Source organism: Cyanobacteria bacterium GSL.Bin1, from assembly GCA_009909085.1.
Lineage (GTDB): Bacteria > Cyanobacteriota > Cyanobacteriia > Cyanobacteriales > Rubidibacteraceae > Halothece.
On sequence record JAAANX010000117.1, the window covers coordinates 1 to 23,110 of the forward strand.

Below are 23,110 nucleotides of genomic sequence, written 5' to 3' on the forward strand. Positions count from 1 at the left end.
GATCGTGAAGTAACAGTAACAGCTGGCGGCCAGGCGTACAACTTTGCCTTTGGCAGCACCAATGGCTGGGATGATGTCGTGCTGCCCGATATTTCCCTAGGAGCAGGGACTCAATCAATTCAGGTTGAATTCATCAAAGGCGGATTTGACTTTAACTACTTTGATATTGTTCCAACGGGCACGGCGACAACGAACACCGCCCCGACCACCACCGGCCTTGCCGATGTTAGTGTCATCGAAGGCGCAGCTAATACCGACATTGCGCTGTTTGATGCGTTCGAGGATGCTGAGAGCACTGATACGGAGCTGACTTATGCGGTCGTGGGGAATACTAATGCAGCCCTGTTCGACGCCGTTACTATTAATGCGGCAACCGGCACCTTGTCCTTGGACTATGCAGCCACCGGCACGGGTACCAGCGACCTCACCGTCTCGACTACCGATCCCCAGGGACTCTCAACTCAAACCACTTTCACGGTCACGGTAACCGATCCCACCGTCAATACCGCCCCGATTACCAGCGGCATTGCCGATGTCACCGTCACGGAAGGAGCCACGAACACGGTTATCTCGCTGTTTGATGCCTTTGATGATGCTGAAAGTGCCGATGCCGAGTTAACCTATGCGGTGACAAACAACACCAATGCCGCGCTGTTTGAGACCTTAAATATTAACCCGGTCACCGGCACATTAAGCCTGGAGTATACCGCCACGGGCACAGGCACCAGCGACCTGACCGTTACCGCCACCGACCCCGAGGGGCTTGCTGTTGATACGACCTTCACGGTCACGGTGAACGAAGCTCCCGTCGTGACCTCTCAGCGGGTCGAAGCCGAGGCTTATGTTGCCTTTGTCGATTCCAGTGCTGGTAATGATGGCGATACCACGCAATTTACCGATGACGTTGATGTCTACGTCACTGATGATGCAACAGGCGAGTTTCACATCGGCAAAATCGCCAACGGTGAGTCACTGACCTACAGTGTGGATATTGCAACGGCTGCAGTGTATGACCTAGTGCTCCGGGTTGATAACAACCGCAGTTCTGATCGTGAAGTAACAGTAACAGCTGGCGGCCAGGCGTACAACTTTGCCTTTGGCAGCACCAATGGCTGGGATGATGTCGTGCTGCCCGATATTTCCCTAGGAGCAGGGACTCAATCAATTCAGGTTGAATTCATCAAAGGCGGATTTGACTTTAACTACTTTGATATTGTTCCAACGGGCACGGCGACAACGAACACCGCCCCGACCACCACCGGCCTTGCCGATGTTAGTGTCATCGAAGGCGCAGCTAATACCGACATTGCGCTGTTTGATGCGTTCGAGGATGCTGAGAGCACTGATACGGAGCTGACTTATGCGGTCGTGGGGAATACTAATGCAGCCCTGTTCGACGCCGTTACTATTGATGCGGCAACCGGCACCTTGTCCTTGGACTATGCAGCCACCGGCACGGGCACCAGCGAGATCACCATCTCGGCTACCGACCCGGAGGGGCTGTCTGTCGAGTCTCCTTTTACCGTCACTGTGATGGGCAACCTTCCCCCAACCACCACTGGGATTGCTGATGTTGTGGATCCCATTAGCACGAGTTCTCGAGACGTTCAACTCTTCCCAGCGTTTGCTGACGATAAAGACCCGGATTACAGTCTCGTCTATGAACTGGTTGGGAATACAGATGCCTCACTGTTTTCTAGCACCTCTATTGATGCCGCCACTGGCATCCTCACTTTAAATTACTCGGGGACAGCTGGCATCTCCACACTCACTGTGCAAGCTACCGATACGGAAGGCTTGTCTACAGATACTAACTTTGTAGTGAATGCCGTTGCGCCGAGTCCTGCCGATGGCGTCATTCGCATTAACGCAGGTGGCGCAGATGTATATGATCCAGCCGGTAACCTCTGGCAGGCTGATACCTCCTTTAGCGGTGGTCAAGTGTTTGATGCCACGGGTCGTCCAATTACGAACGCTGATGACAACTTCAGGTTTGATTCAATATATCAGGTGCAGCGATCAGGCACTGGATTTTCCTATGCTGTTCCGGTTGCTAACGGCACTTATAAAGTAAACTTGCACTTAGCAGAACTAGTCTACGACACCAATGACCAGCGTATCTTTGATGTTTCTTTAGAAGGGGATGTTATCTTCAATGATTTGGATATCTTTGCCAAGACTAAGAACGCTTTCTTGGATGGTAAAGACACGGCTCGGATTCTCCAAATTGAGGAAGAGCTGCCTGCTCCTGGTGATGTGGTGATTGTCGAAGATGGAGTTTTAGATTTTACATTCACTTCAGTCTTAGGCGAAGCAACAATTGCCGGTCTGGAAATCATTCCGGCGACCACGCCGCAGGTCACTATCAAGCCCTCAGGCACAGCAACAAATGTCAGCGAGGATGGACAAACCGATGACTATGAGGTCGTGCTGACGACGCAACCGACCTCCGATGTTACAGTTAACATCGCACCGGATGGTCAGCTCAATACCAGTACATCTAGCCTTACCTTTACACCAGAGAACTGGTTTATGGCTCAGACGGTCACAATTAGTGCGGTCGACGATACACAAGCCGAGGGGATTTATAACGCTACTATTTCACACAGTGTGACTACTGAAGATCCGGCTTATCAGGGCCTGGCTGTGCCGTCAATCAGCGCAACTATTTCTGATAATGATCAGGCTTCACCCATCAGTTTTACGGTTAAGTCAGTGCCGACATTGAATTTGCCGACGCGAGCTACATGGGGGCCAGATGGGCGGCTGTATGTGTCCTCCTTGCGAGGCGATATTGCAGCCTATGAGTTTGATGATGATTACAATATTGTTTCAACTCAAAATATCGAGACAATTGCTCCACTAAGCAACCACGAAATTTTGGGGCTCGCGTTCAATCCTTTTGATACTGAACCTAAGCTTTACGTAGCTCACGCTCACTTGAAGGCTAACGGCGGCACGTCCTTCCCAGTAACCGAATACTCCCCTTACAGCGGACAAGTATCAGTCTTATCCGGGCCAGACTTTTCGACGCTGACACCACTTATTACTGGGATTGGCGTCTCAAACCACGACCACGGCATCAATGGCTTGGACTTTGATAACCAAGGCGACCTGTATGTAGCCGTTGGCGGCAATACCAATGCTGGCATTGTCAGTGATGCTATTGGCGGGTTAGATGAATCACCATTCACCGCAGCAGTCTTAAAGGCAGACATCACCAAAGCTGACTTTAATGGTGCGATTAATTATACCCTGCCCGATGGTTTCTTAGATAACTATTTAGCAGAAAACAACCTGACTTTAGAGGACTTCACATTAGAAGATGGAAAGCTCTTTGACCCATCTGATAGTCAGGTTTTCGGATACGCGGCTAACGTGGTTGAAGGTGTGGACGTATCCGTTTACTCAAGCGGGACACGGAACCCATTCGACATTCTATTTACAACCCAAGGGTCGCTATACGCCACCGACAACGGGGCAAACTTTAATGCCGGGAATGCCTCAACAGGACCGGATACCAAGACAGAGTTAGGAGGTAAACAATTCGATGAACTCCTTCTCCTAAGTGATGGAGGTTACTTTGGGCATCCTAACCGTAATCGTGGCAGAACAGATTCTCGCCAAAACGTCTTCTATGGAACCAATAATCCTTATGAAGAAAGTATTGAAGATGTATTCACAGAACCTATCGGCCTGTTTGGCAAGAACTCAACTAATGGCATGGACGAGTATCGCGCCACAACCTTTGGTGGACAGCTTAGAGGCAATATCCTTGCTCACGAATATAACAGTGAGGTTTGGAATGTTGATTTAACTCCGGATGGAACTCAGGTTGAGGGAATTTCAGATCTCAATGTGATTAACGGATCCAAGGTCGCCGAGGGGTTAGATATCTTGACTGGCCCGGGTGGTGCTATTCTTGGTGTAGATTTGCAGGGCGATTTATTAACTATCGCCATCCCTGATGATCCCAATGCCACTAGCCCCACGGCATACGACATTTTTCCTTGGCGAGCTCCAGCTATCGGTGGAAGCCCATTCATAATTGGTGGCGTAAACTTTGATCCACTAGATACTCAGGTGTTTCTCGGCGGTCAAGAAATCACAGGTCTTGGTGTTTCAGAGCAACGAATTCAAGGAACTATTCCTGACCTTTCGGCACAAACTTCGTCGGTATTAGATGTCAAAGTAGTTAGTGGAGGATTTGAGTCGGTTATTCCTGAAGCTTTCCAGGTACTTAACGCCTAAACTTGCTTTAATCGGGAGCCTCTTCGAGGAAGTTCCCGATTAAGCCACAAGCTTTAATCACAAACCTTGACAGGCCAAATTTAAGAATGTGTACTAAACCTAAACCAAACAGAAACTTTGGTAAAAGTGGTTTCCATGAGTAGCTAAGCATATCCCAAAAATTTAATTGCCCTTGTTTGGCTTGACCTCAACAAGTCATTCTATCAATCTAACTCACAGTAAATACTATTTATCTGACCAAGTATAATTGCCGTTTAGTCTGGTAATCAGAACCATATGAATCTATTAAGGCGTCTACTGTATATTCTACCAGCAACAAAATTCCAGATAGCTCAAATTATTCTTTTATTTATTTTTGCCTCCAGTTTAGAGGTTTTCGGAATTGGAATTATTGGTCCTTTCTTAGGATTAGCCATTAATCCAGGTCAGTTAAACGATTATGCAATACTAAGAACACTGTACGATTCTACTAACATCGATAGTGAAGCTAACTTCATTGCACTTATAGGTTTAGGCGTAATCTTAATTTTTTTACTCAAGTCATTTTTTGCGTGGTACACGCAGGCTCATATCGCAAGGTTCAGTGATGAACAACAAAAACAAATTATAGACAAAATGATAGCTGGGTATTTAGAAGCACCATATATATATCACACGCAGAAAAACACAGCTTCTATAGTAGACACAGTGATTGAGGTTGCCAATACCTTTACATTAGGCACACTCAACCCTCTTCTAACTTCAATAGCTAATATGTTTGTCATGGTGGCTCTTCTCATACTTCTGTTCAGTGCGAGTAGGATTATGATGTTAGTGCTACTGATTATGTTTCTCCCAGTCTTGTTGATGCTTAATCTCTTTAAGGAAAGGGTTCAAAACTGGGGTAAAACAACTAGGCAAAGTAAAGAAAACATTATTAGAATCATTAATCATTCCTTTGGAGGAGTGAAAGAAACGAAAGTCATTGGCTGTGAGGAATACTTTAAATCCCAAATTAAACTACATACTAAAAACTTAAGAGATTCTCATAGTCACTTTGTTAGTTTTAAGATCTTGCCACGTTTCTTAGTAGAGTCCATGATGGTACTCACTGTTGTAGCAATTATTGTTTCTTTTCTAATCATCGGTAGAGATACACAAGAACTTATACCTGTACTAGGTGTATATGCGTTAGCTTCAATTCGAATCTTACCCGCAATAAGCAACACATTAACTGGTTTAGCTATCTTAAAGAATTCGAGTTTTACTGTCAATCAAATATTTTCGGATATCGTTGAACTGGAGCGACTTAATACTGAATTCAAGGGATCGAAGCACTTATTTGCTTCTAGAGGCATGACATCTTACTGTGCTGAACTCTCTCCAAGTTTTACCAAAGCTATCACAGTCGAAGGAGTTTCTTATAGTTATCCTAGCTCTAGTCGATATTCTGTTGAGGACATATCATTCACTATATGCAAAGGAGACTCTATAGCATTTATTGGTAAATCAGGTGCTGGAAAAACTACATTGGTCGATTTATTATTAGGTTTGTTAGTTCCACAAGAGGGCGATATTTTACTAGATGGAAAATCCATTTACGGTAATTTAGAGGCTTGGCAAAAAATTGTAGGCTATATACCCCAAAGCATTTTCCTAACAGATGATACTCTGGAAAAAAATATTGCTTTTGGGGTAGAAGATTCCTACATAAACCATGAAAAGCTATGGCAAGCAATTGAGCTGGCCCAGTTGTCAGAAGTTGTTGAACAGTTACCTAACGGAATTAATACCTTAGTTGGAGAACGGGGTATTCTTCTTTCTGGTGGTCAGAGGCAGAGAGTAGGAATTGCTCGGGCGTTATATCGCGAAAGTGAAATTCTAGTGTTGGACGAAGCCACAGCAGCATTGGATAACGATACTGAAAAATTGATTGCTAAGGCTATTAATTCCCTGAGTGGTCAAAAAACTATCATTACAATTGCTCACAGGCTTTCTACTGTTAAGGAATGTGATCGAATCTATAGACTAGAACATGGAAAAATAGTAGAGCAGGGATCCTATGATGAAGTAGTTTTACGAAAAGCTTCAGCATGAAATTGTATTGAGTGAATCTTTTTATACTTTTGTCAGTCAACCAGGCCCAATGCCACCACCGTCTGATTATTTCAGCATCAGTTAAAGCAGCAAGGAGTAATTGAGGAGTTATTTGAACAAGCAGTCCGTCACTAGGATTACTCCTTCTATTCTACGGTTATTTTTTCGGATTTCATATCAGATTTCGGAACACTTGACAACTTAATTAATTGAGGTACCCATTTTTATTATGACATTTCCTAATTTTTTGATAATTGGTGCAGCAAAATCAGGAACTACGTCTCTTCACTACTACTTAAGTCAACATCCCGAAATCTTTATGACATCCGTAAAGGAACCCAGATTTTTTGCTCTAGAAAATAAAAAACTCGATTTTCAGGGACCAGACAAAGAAATCATTAATTCAACATCGATTACAAATTACAAAGATTATTTATCTCTATTTCATGAAGTGAATGAAGAGAAAGCAATTGGAGAAACATCTCCTTTGTATCTCTACTGTGAGGAAGCCGCAGAGCGAATTAACTTTTACTTGCCTGACGTGAAGCTCATTGCAATTCTCAGAAATCCTATTGATAGAGCTTTTTCTTGCTATACACATCTTCTAAGAGAAGGATACGAGACTCTACCTTTTGTGGAAGCATTGAAGGTTGAAAAATCGAGAATCCTAGATAACTGGCCACATCTCTGGCATTATGTAAATGGTGGTTTTTATTACAAACAACTTGTACCCTACCACAAAATTTTTGGCAGTGAAAAAGTACAGATTTATTTATATGATGAGTTAGTAAAAAATCCTATTCAGCTTCTAATCAAAATATTTGAGTATCTCGAAGTTGACAGCACTTTTACACCAAATCTTTCAAAAAAAAATATTTCAGGTGTTCCAAAAAACCGTTTACTCCATAACATTTTTAATCGAAAAAGTCTTGGGAGAGATATAACAAAATTTATCCTTCCTGAGTCTATAAGGAAACAAATATCTCAGAACGTACAGAAGTGTAATTTAGAAAAAAAGCCTGTAATGACTGATTTTGAAAGAAATACATTGACTGATATATATCGGGAAGATATTCAAAGATTGCAGGGTCTAATCCAGCAAGATTTAACATGTTGGTTATAGACATATTCCTGCTCTGTCACTCTCCGTAAAGACTGATGATTTCTGAATCATGAAATTCTGAGAAGGAGCGCGATGCGCATCGTGCGTGCTTTTCCTCTTCCAAACTAAATCAAGTTAAGGAGCAATAAATGTCATTATTACCAAATTTTTTGATTATAGGAGCTGCGAAAGCCGGAACTACATCTTTATGTCACTATTTGAGTCAACATCCAGAAATATATATAAGCCCAGAAAAAGAACCTCGCTTTTTTTCTCCAGAATTTTATACAAGAGATAATAGCGGTTTAATTAGAAGTCAAATTCGTCAAAAACCAATGTCTCTAGAAGAGTATTATCAATTGTTTAAAGATGTTAAAAATGAGGTAGCCATTGGTGAGGCTAGTACTGAATATCTCTACTATCCAGAGACAGCTCAAAGAATTAAAAATTTAATTCCTAAAGTTAAGCTTATTGCTATCCTTCGTGATCCAGTTGAAAGAGCATTTTCAGCTTACTGCTATCAATTGAGAGATGGCTGCGAAACACTCTCTTTTGAGCGGGCAATAGAAGAAGAAACTTCTAGATTACAGCAAAATTGGCGTCCAGGTTGGTTATACATCAGGGGAGGTTATTACTATTCACAATTGAAACCTTACTTCAACCTTTTTTCTCAAGAACAAATGCGAATATATTTGTTCTCTGATTTTCAACAGAATCCTTCTGAAATTTGTCAGGATATCTTTGACTTCCTTAATGTTGAACCAAATTTTATCATAAAAGATTTAAGTGTTAAAAATATTTCAGAAGTGCCAAAAAGCAAAGCTATAGCAAATTTTTTAAGACAAAAAACTTTACCTAAATCTTTGACAAAAAAGTTTTTACCTGATTTGATATACACTAATACTTCAAAAAAAATAAAGTCGATTTTATTTAAGCCCAAGGTACCTTTAGATAAAAAAATAAGGAAGAAGTTATCTCTTTTATTCGAAAAGGAAGTTCTCAGCCTTGAAAAAGAAATAAATAGAGATTTATCTAAATGGCTATCTTATTAATTTATGCAGGAATATACTTGCACCAAGTGTACCCACCTCATCCAGAGACTTTTGAATAATACTCAGCTCAAACCATTAATCATGGATAAAGAAATATTTGCAAACGAAAGGGTATTTTTTTATTGCGTACAGCCTGAATCGCCTCCTAAGGCTGCTTGTCAATATTACAATGCTGCATATCATCATTCGGCTATTTCTATTGCTGAAGGTCTGAAAGAGCTTGGTGTTGAATTTTACTCAAATATTAACTACTGGCGAATTTCTCCAGATCAAGATGATTATTTATTTAATTATAATCCTGAAGTTACACTTCAAGACTGTTCAATCGTAGTAATTAGCTTGCCTTGGTTTTTGAGGGGACAGCCATTTCCACAGGAGCTATTTCATTGTAATCGTAATTATAAAGTAGTTTATATTGACAGAGAAGATGGTTTAAAGACTTTTTCATGGGGTCCGAAATTTAGGCAATTTGATTTAATACTAAAAACACATTATTGTTATGGTGATTGGTACCCTAACAATGTTAAGCCTTGGGCATTTGGGCTCACAAATAGAATTCTTAATGTAGCCAAAGTAAACGACTTAGCTTTTGATAAAAGAAAAAAAAGCATCCTTTTTAATTTCCGGATGAAGAAGAATTCACATACGTTGCGAAAGAAAATTTATAAAAAATTTGTACCTAAAGTCTCTACTGTATTATCCATAGATTCAACTATAGAGCAACTTAGCAAGAAACCTACAATCCCTCTTGAAAAGCTACTCTGGGAGCAAACTGGTAAGCGTCATAATAATAGTTACTATAAGCGTTTAGGTCAGACTCAAGCGTGTGCTTGCTTTGGAGGATACTTTGTCAATTCGTGGCCCCGTGATCAAGGATGTTACCTAAGCCGACTACAAGAGCGAATTATTGCCAAACTAGGTTTAGAAACAAATCGAATTGTTCAATGGGATAGTTGGCGATTATGGGAGTCTTTTGCCTTAGGATGCGCAACTTTTCATGTTGACTTTGAAAAATATGGATTACTACTTCCTATAATGCCACAAAATTGGCATCATTACATTGGTATCGATTTAAAGTCTATCAATACAACAACTCAAATCATTATGGAAAATCCCGAATTAATTAAGCAAATAGCTACTCAAGGTCAAGCATGGGCAATTAAAAACTATAGTCCTGTTCCAGTTGCAAAAAGATTTTTAAATACAGTCTTGAGTTTATGAAATTAAACATAGATTGATGATACTCTAAAGAATAATGATTAAAGAATATGAAACGTAATATATTAGTGAGTATTATTATTAATAATTATAATTATCAAAGGTATTTACCTGAAGCAATTGATAGTGCCCTAAAGCAAACTTATCATAATATAGAAGTAATAGTGGTCGATGATGCTTCTACAGATAATTCTCGGCAGGTAATTGCTAGATATGAAGATCAAATTCTCTCCATACTGCGTCCAACGAACGGTAAACAAGCTGCTGCTCTTAACGATGGTTTTAACGCTAGCCAAGGGGAAATAATTATTTTTCTCGATGCCGATGATTATCTATTTAGTAATGCAGTAGAACGCATTGTCACAGCTTGGCAAGAAAGAACGGCTAAAATACATTATCGTCTGCAAGTTGTTAATAATTTAAGCCAATCCTTAGGGTACTGTTATCCTCCCGATACAGTCTCTTTAGCCGAGGGAGAAGTATGGCAAGATTTGTTAGAAACAGGGGGTTATGTTAGTGTTCCGATGAGCGGAAATGCTTACAGTCATGAAACCTTAAGTCAGCTATTTCCTATTCCAGACCAATATAAGTTAACTGCTGATGATTATCTCAAGATTTCTATTCCTTTTTATGGCAAAGTGCTTAAAATTGATGAACCTTTAGGTGCTTATCGTATACACAACAGTAATCAATGGGCTTTATCAAGCGTTACAGGCAGTCGTTTTCGCCGATTTGTCAATCATGATTTACAAAATTATGCTTTGTTAGTAGAAAAAGCAAAGCAATTTAAACATAAATTGCCAGAAGATTTAGAAACGCGATCGCTAGGTCGAATATGGTCGCGTTTAGCTTCATTACGCTTAGAGCCTGAACAACACCCCATTGCCACTGATAGCTCTCTAAAACTTGCAGTCTGCGGAATTAAGGCATTATGGCAATATTCCAACCATAATTTACCTAAACGCCTAATTTACACAGTTTGGTTGCTCTGCGTAAGTTTACTGCCCTTATCTATGGCTAAACAGGCAATTACTTGGTTTTATGCCCCCCATTTACGACCAAAACTAGTCAACCATACCCTGAGTCAAATTCGTGCCTTGGTTAGCTCACCTAATTGCGAAAAAGGATAAAAAATAAGGCTCTACTACTCAGTGAGCGAGAAACGGGACTTAAAGAAGTTTAAGCTAAATGTAGCCAAAACTCCCTTTATAAGCGGCAAATACGTCCCAATTTTTTTTTGAACCCACTTCAGAAAACGATAAGTAATAGCGGTTCTAAAGGCTTCTAAAGCCTCACTAAAGGTATTCAGAGGTTGGTCTGACCAAATCCGTCGAAATTCTCCAGTTAATTGATGCCAAATGACGGAAATCTCAGGACTCTGAGGAAACCTCAGAATCCGTGTCCTCATAAACATATAAGCACAAAAGGTCCGAGAAGACTTCGCTTGTCTGTGACTTGATACTCCCTGAGTTCTAGATTTCCCTTGGCTTCACGATAAAAAACTTCCGGTTTCATTTTATTGTTTAAGTCCCGATAGTAATACTGATACTGGAGCACCGCGCGGTATCCTCGACCCCCTTTCGTTTCAAGTCAGTCGGCGTAGAAGGAGAGTTCACGGTTGAAGAGGCTGATATTAGAGTTATTAATCTGTGCAGGAAATAGTTAGCACCTAGAGGCCGGCATATTGAACTGGCTGAGCCCAAAAATAACAACTAATACGTTCGGGGCATTTCTGAATTTTGTATAAATAAAATCACAAAAATTTAAACGATGAATACATCCAGTAACCTAATTAAGCCTAGCTTAAAATCAAAATCGACATTGCCAGATGCCAAAGCTCAGCTTCGCGTTTTATTCGTTAGTCATGCTTATGTCAATGGCCTCAACCAAGGAAAACTAGATGCGATCGCAGCTACTCAAAAAGCCGAGGTTGCCTTAGTTGTTCCTACAAATTGGAAAGCTAGTGGTTGGCAAAAAGTCTTACAATTAGAAACTCCTTATTCCAGTATTAAAGTATATCCAGCCAAAATTTGGTTGGCAGGGCGAGTGGGAGCTTTTCTGTATGCCCCTTGGACAATTTGGAAAGCGATTAAAGAGTTTCAGCCCGATATAGTTCACGTCGAACAAGAAGTCTTTTCCTTTTCTAGCTTGGAATTGGCATTAATTACCAAACTATTAAACATTCCCGTTGGATTCTTTGGTTGGGAAAACATTGATCGCCGGCTGCCTTTACCTCGGCGTTGGATTCGTCACTTAGTATTAAATATAGCTCAATTAATTGTCGCTGGCAATGAAGAAGGTGCAAAATTAGTCCGCCAATGGGGTTATCAAAGAACCTTAGCCGTCATGCCCCAACTTGGAGTAGACGCTGCCTTATTTGCCCCGAGAAAGCGCGATCGCGCAGCCAGATTTCGGATTGGCTATTTGGGTAGAATGCTCCATCAAAAAGGGATTGAGACTCTATTCAGCACTGTTCATTATCTCAATCAATGGGGCTACTCGATTGAACTCGTTCTTTGCGGCTCGGGAACCGATGAAGTCGCCTTAAAAAGGGAAGCAGAACGACAAGAAGTATCAAACTTAATCGACTGGCGTAAGAGCGTATCTCACGCCCAAGTTCCTGAAGTTTTGAATGAGTTTGATGTTTTGGTTTTACCCTCTAGAACTGGAGAAGTTTGGAAAGAACAGTTTGGTCACGTCTTAATTGAAGCAATGTGCATGGGAGTTCCTGTAATTGGCTCAACCTGTGGGGAAATTCCTAACGTAATCGCTCGTGATGATTTAGTTTTCCCCGAAGGCGACGCTTTAAGCTTGGCTAATATTATCCAAAGAATGATTCTTGAGCTTGACTGGTATGAAGAAGTCAGTCATTACGGACGCGATCGCGTCAAAAAACATTACACCCACGAACGGATTGCCCAAAGGTTAATTACTCTATGGCAGCAAGTTTTAGAGCAGTAATTAATCCAATCTGAATTATTAATTAATAGGCATATGCGAATTGGAATTCTACGTCCCATGCCCCAATTTTCTGCCAGCATGGATGTTTATACAAAAGGTTTGGTTAGCGGACTTAAAGCAATTCACTCGGACTGGGAGCTTATTGAACTGTCACCATTTTTATCTAACGGCAAAGGAAATCCAATTATAACAGGAGTTAAAAAATATTATGAGCGCTACTGGCGTTATCCTTACGAAATTAAAAAACAAAATATTGATGTTTTTCACATTATTGATCATAGTGATGGCCATTTACTGTACTGGTTAAAGCATTTACCCCAACCGAAAATTATTACTTGTCACGACTTAATTAATTTAACTCAGCCAGAAACTTTTACTGGTCGTTCTTTGCTACCTATTGTCAGTATGAAATCATGGAAATTTGCTGTGGCTGGAATGCAATATGCAGACCACATCGTCACCGTATCCTCCCATACAGCAAAAGATGTTACCCAACATCTTAATATCTCCTTAGAAAAGATAACTACTGTACCGAATGCTGTAGATGCTCAATTTAAACCTCTTGCACTACAGGAAATTAATTCTTTTCGACAACACAAAGGTCTTCTTGATCAAGACTTTTGCCTGCTCAATGTTGGCTCTAATAATGTTCGCAAAAATATTTCTACCATCCTCAAAGTAGTTGCCTCTTTAAAGAGACAAAACTTTCCTATTCACTTTTGGAAAGTAGGAGCAGATTTTAATACTGATCAAAAAAGATTTATTACCACACAAGGTTTAACAAATGACATTACTTACTTAGGTAAACCCAGCCCAAATGAGCTAATTAAAATTTATAATGCTGCCGATGTTCTAATTGCTCCATCACTTTATGAAGGATTTGGTTTAACGATTCTTGAAGCAATGGCTTGCGGGACACCAGTGATCAGTTCAAACGTGACTTCGCTGCCAGAAGTAGCTGGAGATGCAGCTGTACTAGTCAAGCCTACAGATTTAAATGCAATTGTTACAGCCATAATTCGCTTGCAAACTGAAACTTCTTATCGCCAGTCTCTCATTGATAAAGGATTAATACGAGCTAGCCAGTTTACTTGGCAGAAAACCGCTACTCAAGTTGCTCAGATATATCAAAAATTACTCACTTTAATGTGAATTTAATTTGTTGTTTTTAGATTTAGAAAAGGTAGAGTTATCTAAATGAGTTATCCAATATACAATACACTACGCTTGCCAGTAAGAGACTTAGTATTTTTAACTAAATACTTACTAAAAGAAAAATCATTTCAAACTAAAACTAAAGCCAAAGCTAAACCATTAGTTCTGTGCAATTCTTATCCTAAGAGTGGAACTCATCTGCTCTATCAGATACTCTATTCATTACCAGGACTGAAAGCTTGGGATGATATTGTTTCAGTACAATCACTCTGTGGAATGATGAATCCTCCTTGTCACATTCGTTGGAAAATCGGTTCTGCGCCTAATCATGCCATTGTGCGCTCCCACCTAATGTACTGTGATGAGATTCGAGAAATTCTTCAAGAGTTTGATTGTAAAGTTATTTTTATCTATCGAGATTTAAGAGATGTAGCAGTTTCCCATGCTTGCTGGATCCCCAAAGAAAAAAGAATTTTTCTCCATCAATATTATTTAGAGTTAAACGATTTTAACGAACAACTCATGCGTTCGATTAAAGGTGTTCCTTTAGGCACTCCCTTTGGTTCTAACCTTTCTCAACCTGATATCGGTCAAGACTTCTCACGCTGGAAAGGCTGGATCAACGACCCTAAAGTCTTAGCCATAAAATTTGAAGATTTAGTAGGATCAAGAGGCGGCAGTTCAGAAATAACCCGCTTCCAAACCATCCAAAAAATTGTCAATTATTTAGAGATTGATTTAACTTCACAACAAATTGCAACCCAATTTGCTTCTGAAGCAATGAATCCTCAAGAATCCCATACCTTTAGAAAAGGAGGTAAGGGTAGCATCGGTAGATGGCGCTCACTGTTTACAGAAGCTCACAAGCAAGCCTTTAAGCAAGTTGCAGGTGATTTATTAATTGAGTTGAATTACGAGAGTGACCATAATTGGTAAACAGGTTAACCAAAGAAATTGTCAGCTTGTCTGTTGGCAATCACTAACTGATGACGTGCTCATTTTTAAAGCCAATTATCCCACCCACGCTAATAGACCTCTTGCATGAATAGAGAGAAGATGAAAATTGGAGATTTTATAGTAATTTTTGAAATCACGTAATCCCGTGTTTATGCAAGAAGTCTAATGAAACTCGAGCAACTAATTAATAAAACTCAAAAACAAAAAACTAATATTAAGCATGGTTATTTAAATAATACTAATCTCATAATTTTTGCTTTTTCTACAGTTTTTTATGGGCGGATTTTTTGTTCAATTACCAATGCTCCGTCAATTTTTAGTCACGCACATTTTATTGTTATTCCCTTTGTTTTCTGGATTGTTGTGACAACTTCGCCGATTAAAAATACGAAGCAACTCAACCTAATTTTATATTTCTTATCGGGACTGTATTTATTACTAACTTCAATTTTGGTAAGTGCCTTCTTGAATGAAGCTGGTTTAATTAATGCAAGCATTAGTTTTATGATGATAGGGGAACCAATAATGTTGCTAGTTGCAATCACCAGCATCCCCATGTCCTTCCAGTCATTCAGCAAAATCAAGAAGTTTTGGATGGGGTCAGTTTTGATTAACTTTCTGCTTGCAGCTGTTCAGAAACCACTAATTGATGCAGGTAAACTTTACGCTGAAGGTTTTAATGGCACAGATGGTTGCGGTGGTGTATTTTTTGTTTCTGGGGCGGGTAATTATGTATCGGCATCAGTCTCTATTGCCTTTGCGATACATTTTCTGAACAACGAAAAAAACATTCCTTTATGGATCCGTATTACGGTATTTTTAGCAGCATTTTGGCAAATCCTATTTTCTGACTCCAAACAGATTGTTTTAGCATACTTCATTGCTTGGTTACTTTTGATTTTCCTTGATTCCAAAGATGTCGAAAAAACTTTTGGTTTATTAATAGGGCTGATTGTTGTTAGCTTAGTGTTTTTCTGGTGTGTGCAAAATCTAGAGGCATTTAAGGCATATACCTCTTGGGCAAGACCAGAATTATATCAAGCAGATGGGGAAGCTTGGTACGCTAAATTCTATTCTATTCGAGATATCATTTCTGACTTTAAATCCCCTTTAAATTGGTTGTTTGGTTTAGGACCAGGACATACAGTTAGTCGTTTAGGAGCATGGTTTCTCCAAGATTATAAATCTATACTTGCACCTTTAGGATCGACAACAACTAATATTGGTCCAGAATCTATGGCATTTATAAAAAGTTTTTGGCTAACATCAGGTTCTAGTTTGTTTAGTCCGGTTTTTAGTTGGGCTGGACTCTGGGGAGATTTAGGATTTATAGGTTTAGGAACATATTTATTTTTAGCATATCTAATTTGGCAAAATTATGCCTTCAATAACTCCTTAAAGATAGCCTTACTCTGTATTTTTGTTTTAGGTTTTATTTTCACTCAAATCGAAGAACCAGGTTATATGCTTTCTATCTCTTTAATGTTAGGACTAGCATGGCAAGAACGAAGACTAAAAAGTAGACAAGTGAGATAATCTACAGATAAAAGGGATATGAAAAATCAAAGAAGACTGCTTGGGATCGATCTTTGTCGGGGTTTAGCAGCATTTGCAGTAATTTTAGTTCATTCTGGAGATCGTTCTTGGGGGATTCCTATAAGTGATTCGGCAATTCAATTGCGGCATTCATTCTATTTTGCGGTCCCCTTCTTTTTGGCAACATCGCTCTATTTTACTACTCAGAAAAATCTTTCAAATTTTACTTTGTCTTTTTGGCAAAAAAGACTTAAGCGAATAATAGTTCCCTATTTACTATGGAGTGTTTTTTATTTGATATCTAAATCAATAGTATTTTGGTTTAGCAACGATAACTCCCAAATCTCAAAATTATTTTCAGATCCCTTATCAATTATTTTTTTTGGTGGTGCTTCTTATCACTTATATTTTTTACCTCTTTTGCTTTCGGGTACTTTATGGCTATACTTAGCTAGAGATATCAAGAAAGTTTCAATACTTTCAATAATTTCATGGTTAATATTTAGTATCCTTATTTATAAAATATTATTCCTTACTGATAATACTTTCGAGATGGATTCTTATATCGCTTTCTCCGATATTATACATTTAATTCCCTCCGGAAACTGGTTTTATCCAATCTGCAGAATAATTTTAGTTTACTTGGCTTGGAGCTTAAGATGTTTGCCCTACTTTCTAGGAGCAATATTAATCAATCGATTGCTTGAAAATCATCAAAATAAGTGGCTCTATTCAAAACAAATAATATTTTTATTGGCGCTTATTTTTTCTTTTATGAATACTATCGGAAAAAAAATTACAATTATTCCATTAATCATTAATAATTTAGTAATCGCCTATTGTCTCTTGCTTTTAGGTTTATTTTGTTCTAAGTATATTAAAAATAACATCCTAATTCGTAACGTAGGATTATGTTCTTTCGGGATCTATTTGATTCATCCATTTGTAAAAAGTGCTGTGGAAATTATTTTGATTCAATTCTTACCTCAACTGACAAATAGCGTTTCTATTGCTTCTATGCTTGTATATTCTATCTCAACTTTTTTAATAAGCTGGATTTTTATTTTTATTTTAAGTAAACATAAATTGTTTTCAAAATTAATATAGAATATAGTAAAAAAATAATAATCCCAATCTCTTGTTTAGTTATTTTACTCTTTCGGTACTGTATATTTTACTCTTCACAAACTATTGGAATTTATTCTAATCTCAATGGATGTGACTATGTAGTTGTACCAAATTAATCCATAGAAAAAAATAAAAATCTACTGTAACACATTCCTGTTGCACAAAATTCTGATAACAATCCCCAACTGAGGAATTTTTACATTAAAGATGCTTAAGCAACAATTACGACGTAAATTGAAATACACATTTAAAAAAAATTTGGAACAGCCAAAACGTTTTTTTGTGTTTTTGCTTGCTAGATTTCAATTTATACGTGTCCTGTATTCTAGATTTTTATTGAGATCTGCAGACGTTGAGGTCTCCTCAATTTCTCGTTCAATGTTCAATGACTTAAACGTCAAAGAGATTGTAGAAACTCTTCAAAATGATGGTATTTATGCAGGTATCGTACTACCGAACCATATCTTGGCCAACATACTCAACTATACGAACTCTTATAATTGCTTTGCTGGAGGAAGAACACACTTGGGTTTTAAAATCTCTAACAAAGACCAGTTTAAAGAGATTTTTGATCAACCTTTTTATACAGCTAGATATTTCAACGTCAGCATAGATTGCCCTTCAGTTCTTGAACTAGCTAACGACCCTGTAATACGAGAAATAGCTAGCAACTATATAGGCTTACCAGCAAAATATACAGGAGCTAGTCTCTTCTGGACTTTTCCTACTCAAGTTACTACATTTGATCATGAGCAGCAATATTTCAGTCACTTCCACTATGATTTAGATGATTTTGCTAGTGTAAGGTTCTGCTTTTATCTTAGTCATGTCACTGTCAAAAGTGGAGCACATGTATGTATCCGTGGTAGTCACAGAAAAAAATCTCTCCTTCATGTGCTCAATTATTTTAGCCGAACACAATCAGAGCAAAAACTTGCAGAATTTTACGGTCTTGAACAGTTTATTACGTTAATAGGAGAAGCAGGTTTTGGATTTATTGAAGATACATTTTGTTTTCATAGGGGAACTGTTCCAGAAACTGAACCTAGACTTTTTTTACAACTCCATTTTGCAGCTAATCGTTATAGTTCTGTTGAATATCATGAATATCGAGCTCCAAATTTAATTAGGTCTTTCTCTTCATAAAAGTAAGGAAAATCGTAAAGGTGGGTTCATCAGCAGAAAAAGAAGTGGGAATGAGGCTGTAAATCGGTTCGGCTTGCCCTGGTAAGACCCGTTCATTGAGTAATGAGCGATTCATCATTAGCGCGATCGCGCACCTGACTTCCACCTGATTCACCATACCACAATCAGGACAGTTTTCCGGGCGCGTCATTTGGTAAGGATGTTGCTGAATCAAAGTATGATTTTAATGTTCAACAATTAATTCGCCATCAGCTTGTAACTCATTGAGACGACGGTATAAACCGCCTCCAGAGAGGAGTTCTTCATGGGTACCCAATTCAGCAATTTTGCCTTGGTCTAAAACCACGATTTGATCGGCTTCGCGGACGGTACTCAAGCGGTGAGCAATAATGATTAAAGTGCGCGTTCCCAGCAGCGATCGCATCGCCATTTGAATGGATCGTTCCGATTCATAATCCAAGCTGGAGGTGGCTTCGTCAAACACCAACACATCCGGATCAACCACTAACGCTCGGGCAATGCCTAAGCGCTGGCGCTGTCCGCCCGAGAGACGAACCCCTCGTTCCCCCACCACCGTAAAGTAACCATGGGGTAACTCCGGTAAAAATTCATCGACACGGGCGGTTTTACAGGCAGCTTCTACCTCGGAAAAACTGGCTTGGGGATTTCCATAGGTTAAATTATCGAGCAAGGTGCCATTAAAGATATCCACCTCTTGATGCACGATCGCGAGTCGTCTGCGATATCGTGCCACATCTAGGTCTCGCAAGTCAATGCCATCAATGGTAATTGACCCCTCGTTGGGTTCAAAGTAACGGAATAGCAGCTTGGCGAGGGTACTTTTTCCTGATCCAGATCGTCCTACTAAAGCAACCGTTTGATAGGGTTCGATTTGGAAGTGAATATCTTGTAGCACTGGGCGTTGGGGATCATAGCCAAAGCTGACATGATTAAACGCCACTTTACCAGTAAATTGGTATGGGTTGTCTGCCGGTAATTCTAAGTCAAGTCTCGCTGCTTCGGGACTGGATGGGATTTGTGCGAACTCGTGGAAGCGTAGCATGGAAACGTAGCGGCGGGCAAACATCTCTGCTAAGTTGCTAATTGGGGTTAATTCCGCATACGCCATACTGGCGACCGTGTAGGTGGTGACAAAGTGTCCGAGAGAAATATTCCCTTGCAACGTGGGAATTAAGGTGAGCACTAAAACCCCAAATAAGCTACTTTGCACCACCGTGCGCTGTTTGGTACTGAGACGGACATAGCTGCGATGAATGCGATAGAGGACCACTTGTAATTCGCGCTGGAGACGTTGCCGTTGCCGTTCCATTTCCTGTCCTTCGGTGGCAAAGGCTTTGACGGTTTTGATATTGGTAATAATTTCCGAAGTCCGACTGTCGGTATTCTCCATATAGTTTTCTAGTACTGCTTCCCGTTTCACAATTTTTTGTAAATCACGGATGCTGTAAAGGAGAATTCCGAGAAAAGAGATGGCAAACACGATCGCGATCCGCCATTCAATTAACGCAATGGCGACAAAAATCCCTGCCACTCGCGCCAACTTGGGAATCAATTGTCCGGCAATATCCGGATAGGTCCAGGTATGATTTGCTAAGCCTCGCGTCACCCGTCGCGCAATGCGACCCGGATTGTTTTCATCGTAAAATTCTAGGGGGAGAGAGAGAATTTTGGCAAAGATATTTCGCGCATTTTGTTGCCGTGCCCGGAGTGGAATCGCCCATTGAAACCACTCTGATAGCCAAGGTTGCAGCGGCGATCGCGCTACGGTTACCATAAAAATCATCCCTAGCAAAAGCGCTAAGGATAAAGTCGGCGTTGCACTCAGGTTAAACAATTGCGCCGTTGCGTTGGTTAAGCCTTGAATGCCCCCATCTAAAGGCTGATTGGCGAGAACGTTCAGAATTTGCCCGATCGCGTAAGGAACGACCAAATCGAGGATTTCAAAGGCGCTGGCGGCACCAATGCTGAGTAGGGATATCCCCCAAAACGAACGATAGTATTTAACGATATCCCGTAAGGAAGCCATAAAAGGGTTTGAATCTAAACTAAGTCGAAGGGTTTTCCACCGTTTTGTTAGCGAGGACTTGGGTCGCATCCGGTGCGTCTACATACACATAAAGGTTAGGAATCATTTTTCCTTTCCGTTCAAATTCAATCAATCTCGTTTCCCGAATGTCATAGTCTTCTTGCAGTTTACCGAGAGAATTGTAGAGATGACGAGTCGCTTCTGCTTCCGTTTCTCCATCATGATAGAGATGACCATAGTTGGGTTCAACGACAACTAAATTGGTACGCGGAACCGGTTTGAAAAAATATTCTTGGCTCTCATCTTCCACAGAACTCGGTAAATTGAAGCCAATGATGGTTGCTGTTACCAGCGCGATCGCGATAAACAAGAAATGACTGTAGCGTTGTAAACGTTGTAACATGATTCCCCTGGACACAATTTAAGATTATTTTTAGCTATCTGTTAACCAATGTTAAGTTTGGTAAATTGATTTGTAATGTGTCTCTGGGTAGAGGTGCTTAACCCTTGTATCATTCTCCTCCACTGCAATCAATGCGTGGGCAACCTTAACCAATTTGATAGATCCCTTGCTTTACACAATCTTTGCTCTCCTTCCGATTTTGTCCATCTTGGTGCTGCTGGTAATTGCGAAACAGCCAGCCCGGATTGCCATGCCGATTGTTTATGGCATTACCTTAATCAGTGCCGGTGTCATCTGGAAAGTGAGTCCGTCTGTACTGGCAGCCACCTCTCTCCGGGGCATTGTCATCAGTTTAGAAATTCTTTATATCCTGTTTGGGGCAATGTTGCTACTGCAGATTTTGCGACAAGCGGGCGCCTTAAACACCATTCGCAATAGTTTATTAAATATCTCCCCCGATCGCCGACTGCAAGTGGTGATTGTCGCTTGGTTATTTGGTTCTTTTATTGAAGGGGCTGCCGGTTTTGGGACACCGGCTGTGATTTGTGTACCGTTACTCGTCGCGATCGGCTTTCCGCCCTTGGCTGCGGTGATGGTTGCCCTCGTCATTCAGAGTACACCCTCCACCTTTGGGGCAGTGGGAACACCGATTTTAGTCGGCATTCGCAATGGTTTAGGCAACTCAGATCTAGTCACGAGTTATCTCACAACCGCTGGTTTATCGACCCCTGAATTCATCAATGCGGTCACTGTGAAAGCCGCTTTTATTCATGCTTGCCTAGGTTTATTCATCCCCTTAATTCTGGTTTTAATTTTGACGCTTCTGTTCAGTGAAAAACCGGACTGGCGTTCTGCTGTTTCGGAATGGAAGTTCCTCCTTTTTTCCGGTGCAGCTTTTGTGATTCCTTACTTTTTAACGGCACGACTGATCGGTCCTGAATTTCCCGCCTTAGTTGGCGGTATGGTGGGCTTATTTTTAGTGATTAGTGCAACCCGCCAAGGCTGGTTTCCCATTCAACGGTCTTGGCAATTTCCCCCTCGTAGTGAGTGGCCAGAAAGTTGGATTAGTCAAGAGTATCAAGGAGAAGCGAGAACGGTAAAGTCAGTGTCCCCTGGGTTAGCGTGGCTACCCTATGGCTTAGTTGCAGGATTACTACTTCTCTCACGGCTACAGTTTCTGCCGTTGAAGAACGTTTTATTGAGTGTTGATCTGCGCTGGGAACAAGTCTTAGGAACCCATATCGACATTAGTTCAACCCCACTTTATCTCCCGCCCACAATTTTTATTATCGTGGTGGCAATTAGTATTTTCATATTTCGTTTATCCGCTAAAGCCTGCCAAAAAGCCTTCTTTCAAGCCGGACAACAATTATTATCAGCCGTGATCCCCTTAATGGCTGCGGTGGCAATGGCACAGGTTTTTATTGGTACCGGTAGCAATCAACTCGATTTAGCCAGTATGCCGGTTTACCTTGCCGATCAAGCAGCAGCGATTTTCACCCAAACCTGGTCTTGGTTAGCCTCTACAATTGGTTTAATTGGGGCGTTTATTTCTGGTAGTGTCACGCTCAGCAATCTCATGTTTTCTCTATTCCAGTTTGGAGTCGCCGAACAAACTCGTCTTCCCGCAGATGTGATTCTTGCTTTACAAACCGTTGGGGCTTCCGCCGGAAATATGATCTGTGTCGCAAATGTTGTTGCTGCTGCTGCAACCGTTGCCATGATTGGTCGCGAAGGGGTCTTGATTCGGCGATTACTCTTGCCCACTGCTTATTACGCGATCGGAGCCGCTTTTATTGGTTACTTTCTGCTCTAAATGATTAAAGATCTTTAAATTTATTGCCTCCAGAGAAGATCAATCGCCTCTCACCCCTGGCTGCATCCGGTCAACTTCCTCAGCGTTAGGATTGAGCGCTAAGGCTTGTTGAAAGTAAATTTTGGCAGTTTGCAGATCTCCAGCTTGTTGCCGACTCTGACCCAATTGATGATTTAATTGGGCATAATGAGTTTGTTGCTCGGGCGAGAGCTGACCTTGGGCAGAGAGGGCATTGCCTAAATTGACCTCCGCTTCCACGCAG

General features: G+C 40.5%; 17 protein-coding genes. 13 read left to right on the forward strand and 4 right to left on the reverse strand.

The genetic code is table 11. The features are described 5' to 3' along the window. The 12 genes from GVY04_15555 to GVY04_15610 form a co-directional block, all read left to right on the forward strand. On the forward strand, positions 1–4,251 hold a 4,251-nt coding region (locus GVY04_15555; protein NBD17493.1), incomplete at its 5' end, for a hypothetical protein. 276 nt (positions 4,252–4,527) lie between these two features. Next, the gene (locus tag GVY04_15560; GenBank protein NBD17494.1) at positions 4,528–6,327 is read left to right on the forward strand and encodes an ATP-binding cassette domain-containing protein; all 1,800 of its coding nucleotides are present in this window, start codon (positions 4,528–4,530) and stop codon (positions 6,325–6,327) included. A gap of 229 nt (positions 6,328–6,556) precedes the next feature. Further along, on the forward strand, positions 6,557–7,450 hold the full coding sequence (locus GVY04_15565; GenBank protein NBD17495.1) for a sulfotransferase: 894 nt from the start codon (positions 6,557–6,559) through the stop codon (positions 7,448–7,450). Positions 7,451–7,578: 128 nt separating this feature from the next. Then, positions 7,579–8,481 carry a sulfotransferase gene (locus GVY04_15570; GenBank protein ID NBD17496.1) on the forward strand — a complete coding sequence of 301 codons (903 nt, stop codon included), beginning with the start codon at positions 7,579–7,581 and terminating at the stop codon, positions 8,479–8,481. Between the two features lie 81 nt (positions 8,482–8,562). Then, on the forward strand, positions 8,563–9,702 hold the full coding sequence (locus GVY04_15575) for a glycosyltransferase family 1 protein (GenBank protein NBD17497.1): 1,140 nt from the start codon (positions 8,563–8,565) through the stop codon (positions 9,700–9,702). A gap of 47 nt (positions 9,703–9,749) precedes the next feature. Then, entirely contained in the window at positions 9,750–10,829 is a 1,080-nt protein-coding gene (locus tag GVY04_15580) for a glycosyltransferase (GenBank protein NBD17498.1), read from the forward strand. Between the two features lie 640 nt (positions 10,830–11,469). Then, positions 11,470–12,660 (forward strand): glycosyltransferase, encoded by a 1,191-nt coding sequence (locus GVY04_15585; protein ID NBD17499.1) that lies wholly within the window; start codon positions 11,470–11,472, stop codon positions 12,658–12,660. 33 nt (positions 12,661–12,693) lie between these two features. Next, entirely contained in the window at positions 12,694–13,812 is a 1,119-nt protein-coding gene (locus tag GVY04_15590; GenBank protein NBD17500.1) for a glycosyltransferase, read from the forward strand. Between the two features lie 45 nt (positions 13,813–13,857). After that, positions 13,858–14,751 (forward strand): sulfotransferase, encoded by an 894-nt coding sequence (locus tag GVY04_15595; protein NBD17501.1) that lies wholly within the window; start codon positions 13,858–13,860, stop codon positions 14,749–14,751. 186 nt (positions 14,752–14,937) lie between these two features. Continuing rightward, on the forward strand, positions 14,938–16,308 hold the full coding sequence (locus tag GVY04_15600; GenBank protein NBD17502.1) for a hypothetical protein: 1,371 nt from the start codon (positions 14,938–14,940) through the stop codon (positions 16,306–16,308). Between the two features lie 18 nt (positions 16,309–16,326). Further along, a complete protein-coding gene (locus tag GVY04_15605) occupies positions 16,327–17,415 on the forward strand; it encodes an acyltransferase family protein (protein ID NBD17503.1) in 1,089 nt (362 codons plus the stop codon). A gap of 228 nt (positions 17,416–17,643) precedes the next feature. Continuing rightward, on the forward strand, positions 17,644–18,582 hold the full coding sequence (locus GVY04_15610; protein NBD17504.1) for a hypothetical protein: 939 nt from the start codon (positions 17,644–17,646) through the stop codon (positions 18,580–18,582). Here the strand turns inward: GVY04_15610 and GVY04_15615 are convergent. Genes GVY04_15615 through GVY04_15625 form a run of 3 tightly spaced genes read right to left on the reverse strand, consistent with a single transcriptional unit; the run spans position 18,563 to position 21,032 of the window. After that, positions 18,563–18,796, reverse strand: coding sequence for a hypothetical protein (locus GVY04_15615; protein NBD17505.1), 234 nt, complete (start codon positions 18,794–18,796; stop codon positions 18,563–18,565). The two genes, GVY04_15610 and GVY04_15615, sit on opposite strands and share 20 nt — an antisense overlap. Positions 18,797–18,805: 9 nt before the next feature. Beyond that, entirely contained in the window at positions 18,806–20,629 is a 1,824-nt protein-coding gene (locus tag GVY04_15620; GenBank protein NBD17506.1) for an ATP-binding cassette domain-containing protein, read from the reverse strand. A gap of 19 nt (positions 20,630–20,648) precedes the next feature. Further along, positions 20,649–21,032 carry a hypothetical protein gene (locus tag GVY04_15625; protein NBD17507.1) on the reverse strand — a complete coding sequence of 128 codons (384 nt, stop codon included), beginning with the start codon at positions 21,030–21,032 and terminating at the stop codon, positions 20,649–20,651. A 166-nt stretch (positions 21,033–21,198) separates the two neighbouring features. Here GVY04_15625 and GVY04_15630 point away from each other — a divergent pair, with 166 nt between their 5' ends. After that, complete coding sequence (locus tag GVY04_15630) at positions 21,199–22,848, forward strand: L-lactate permease (protein ID NBD17508.1); 1,650 nt, start codon at positions 21,199–21,201, stop codon at positions 22,846–22,848. 39 nt (positions 22,849–22,887) lie between these two features. Here GVY04_15630 and GVY04_15635 read toward each other — a convergent pair. Further along, the coding region (locus GVY04_15635) for a tetratricopeptide repeat protein (GenBank protein NBD17509.1) at positions 22,888–23,110 on the reverse strand (223 nt) is incomplete at its 5' end.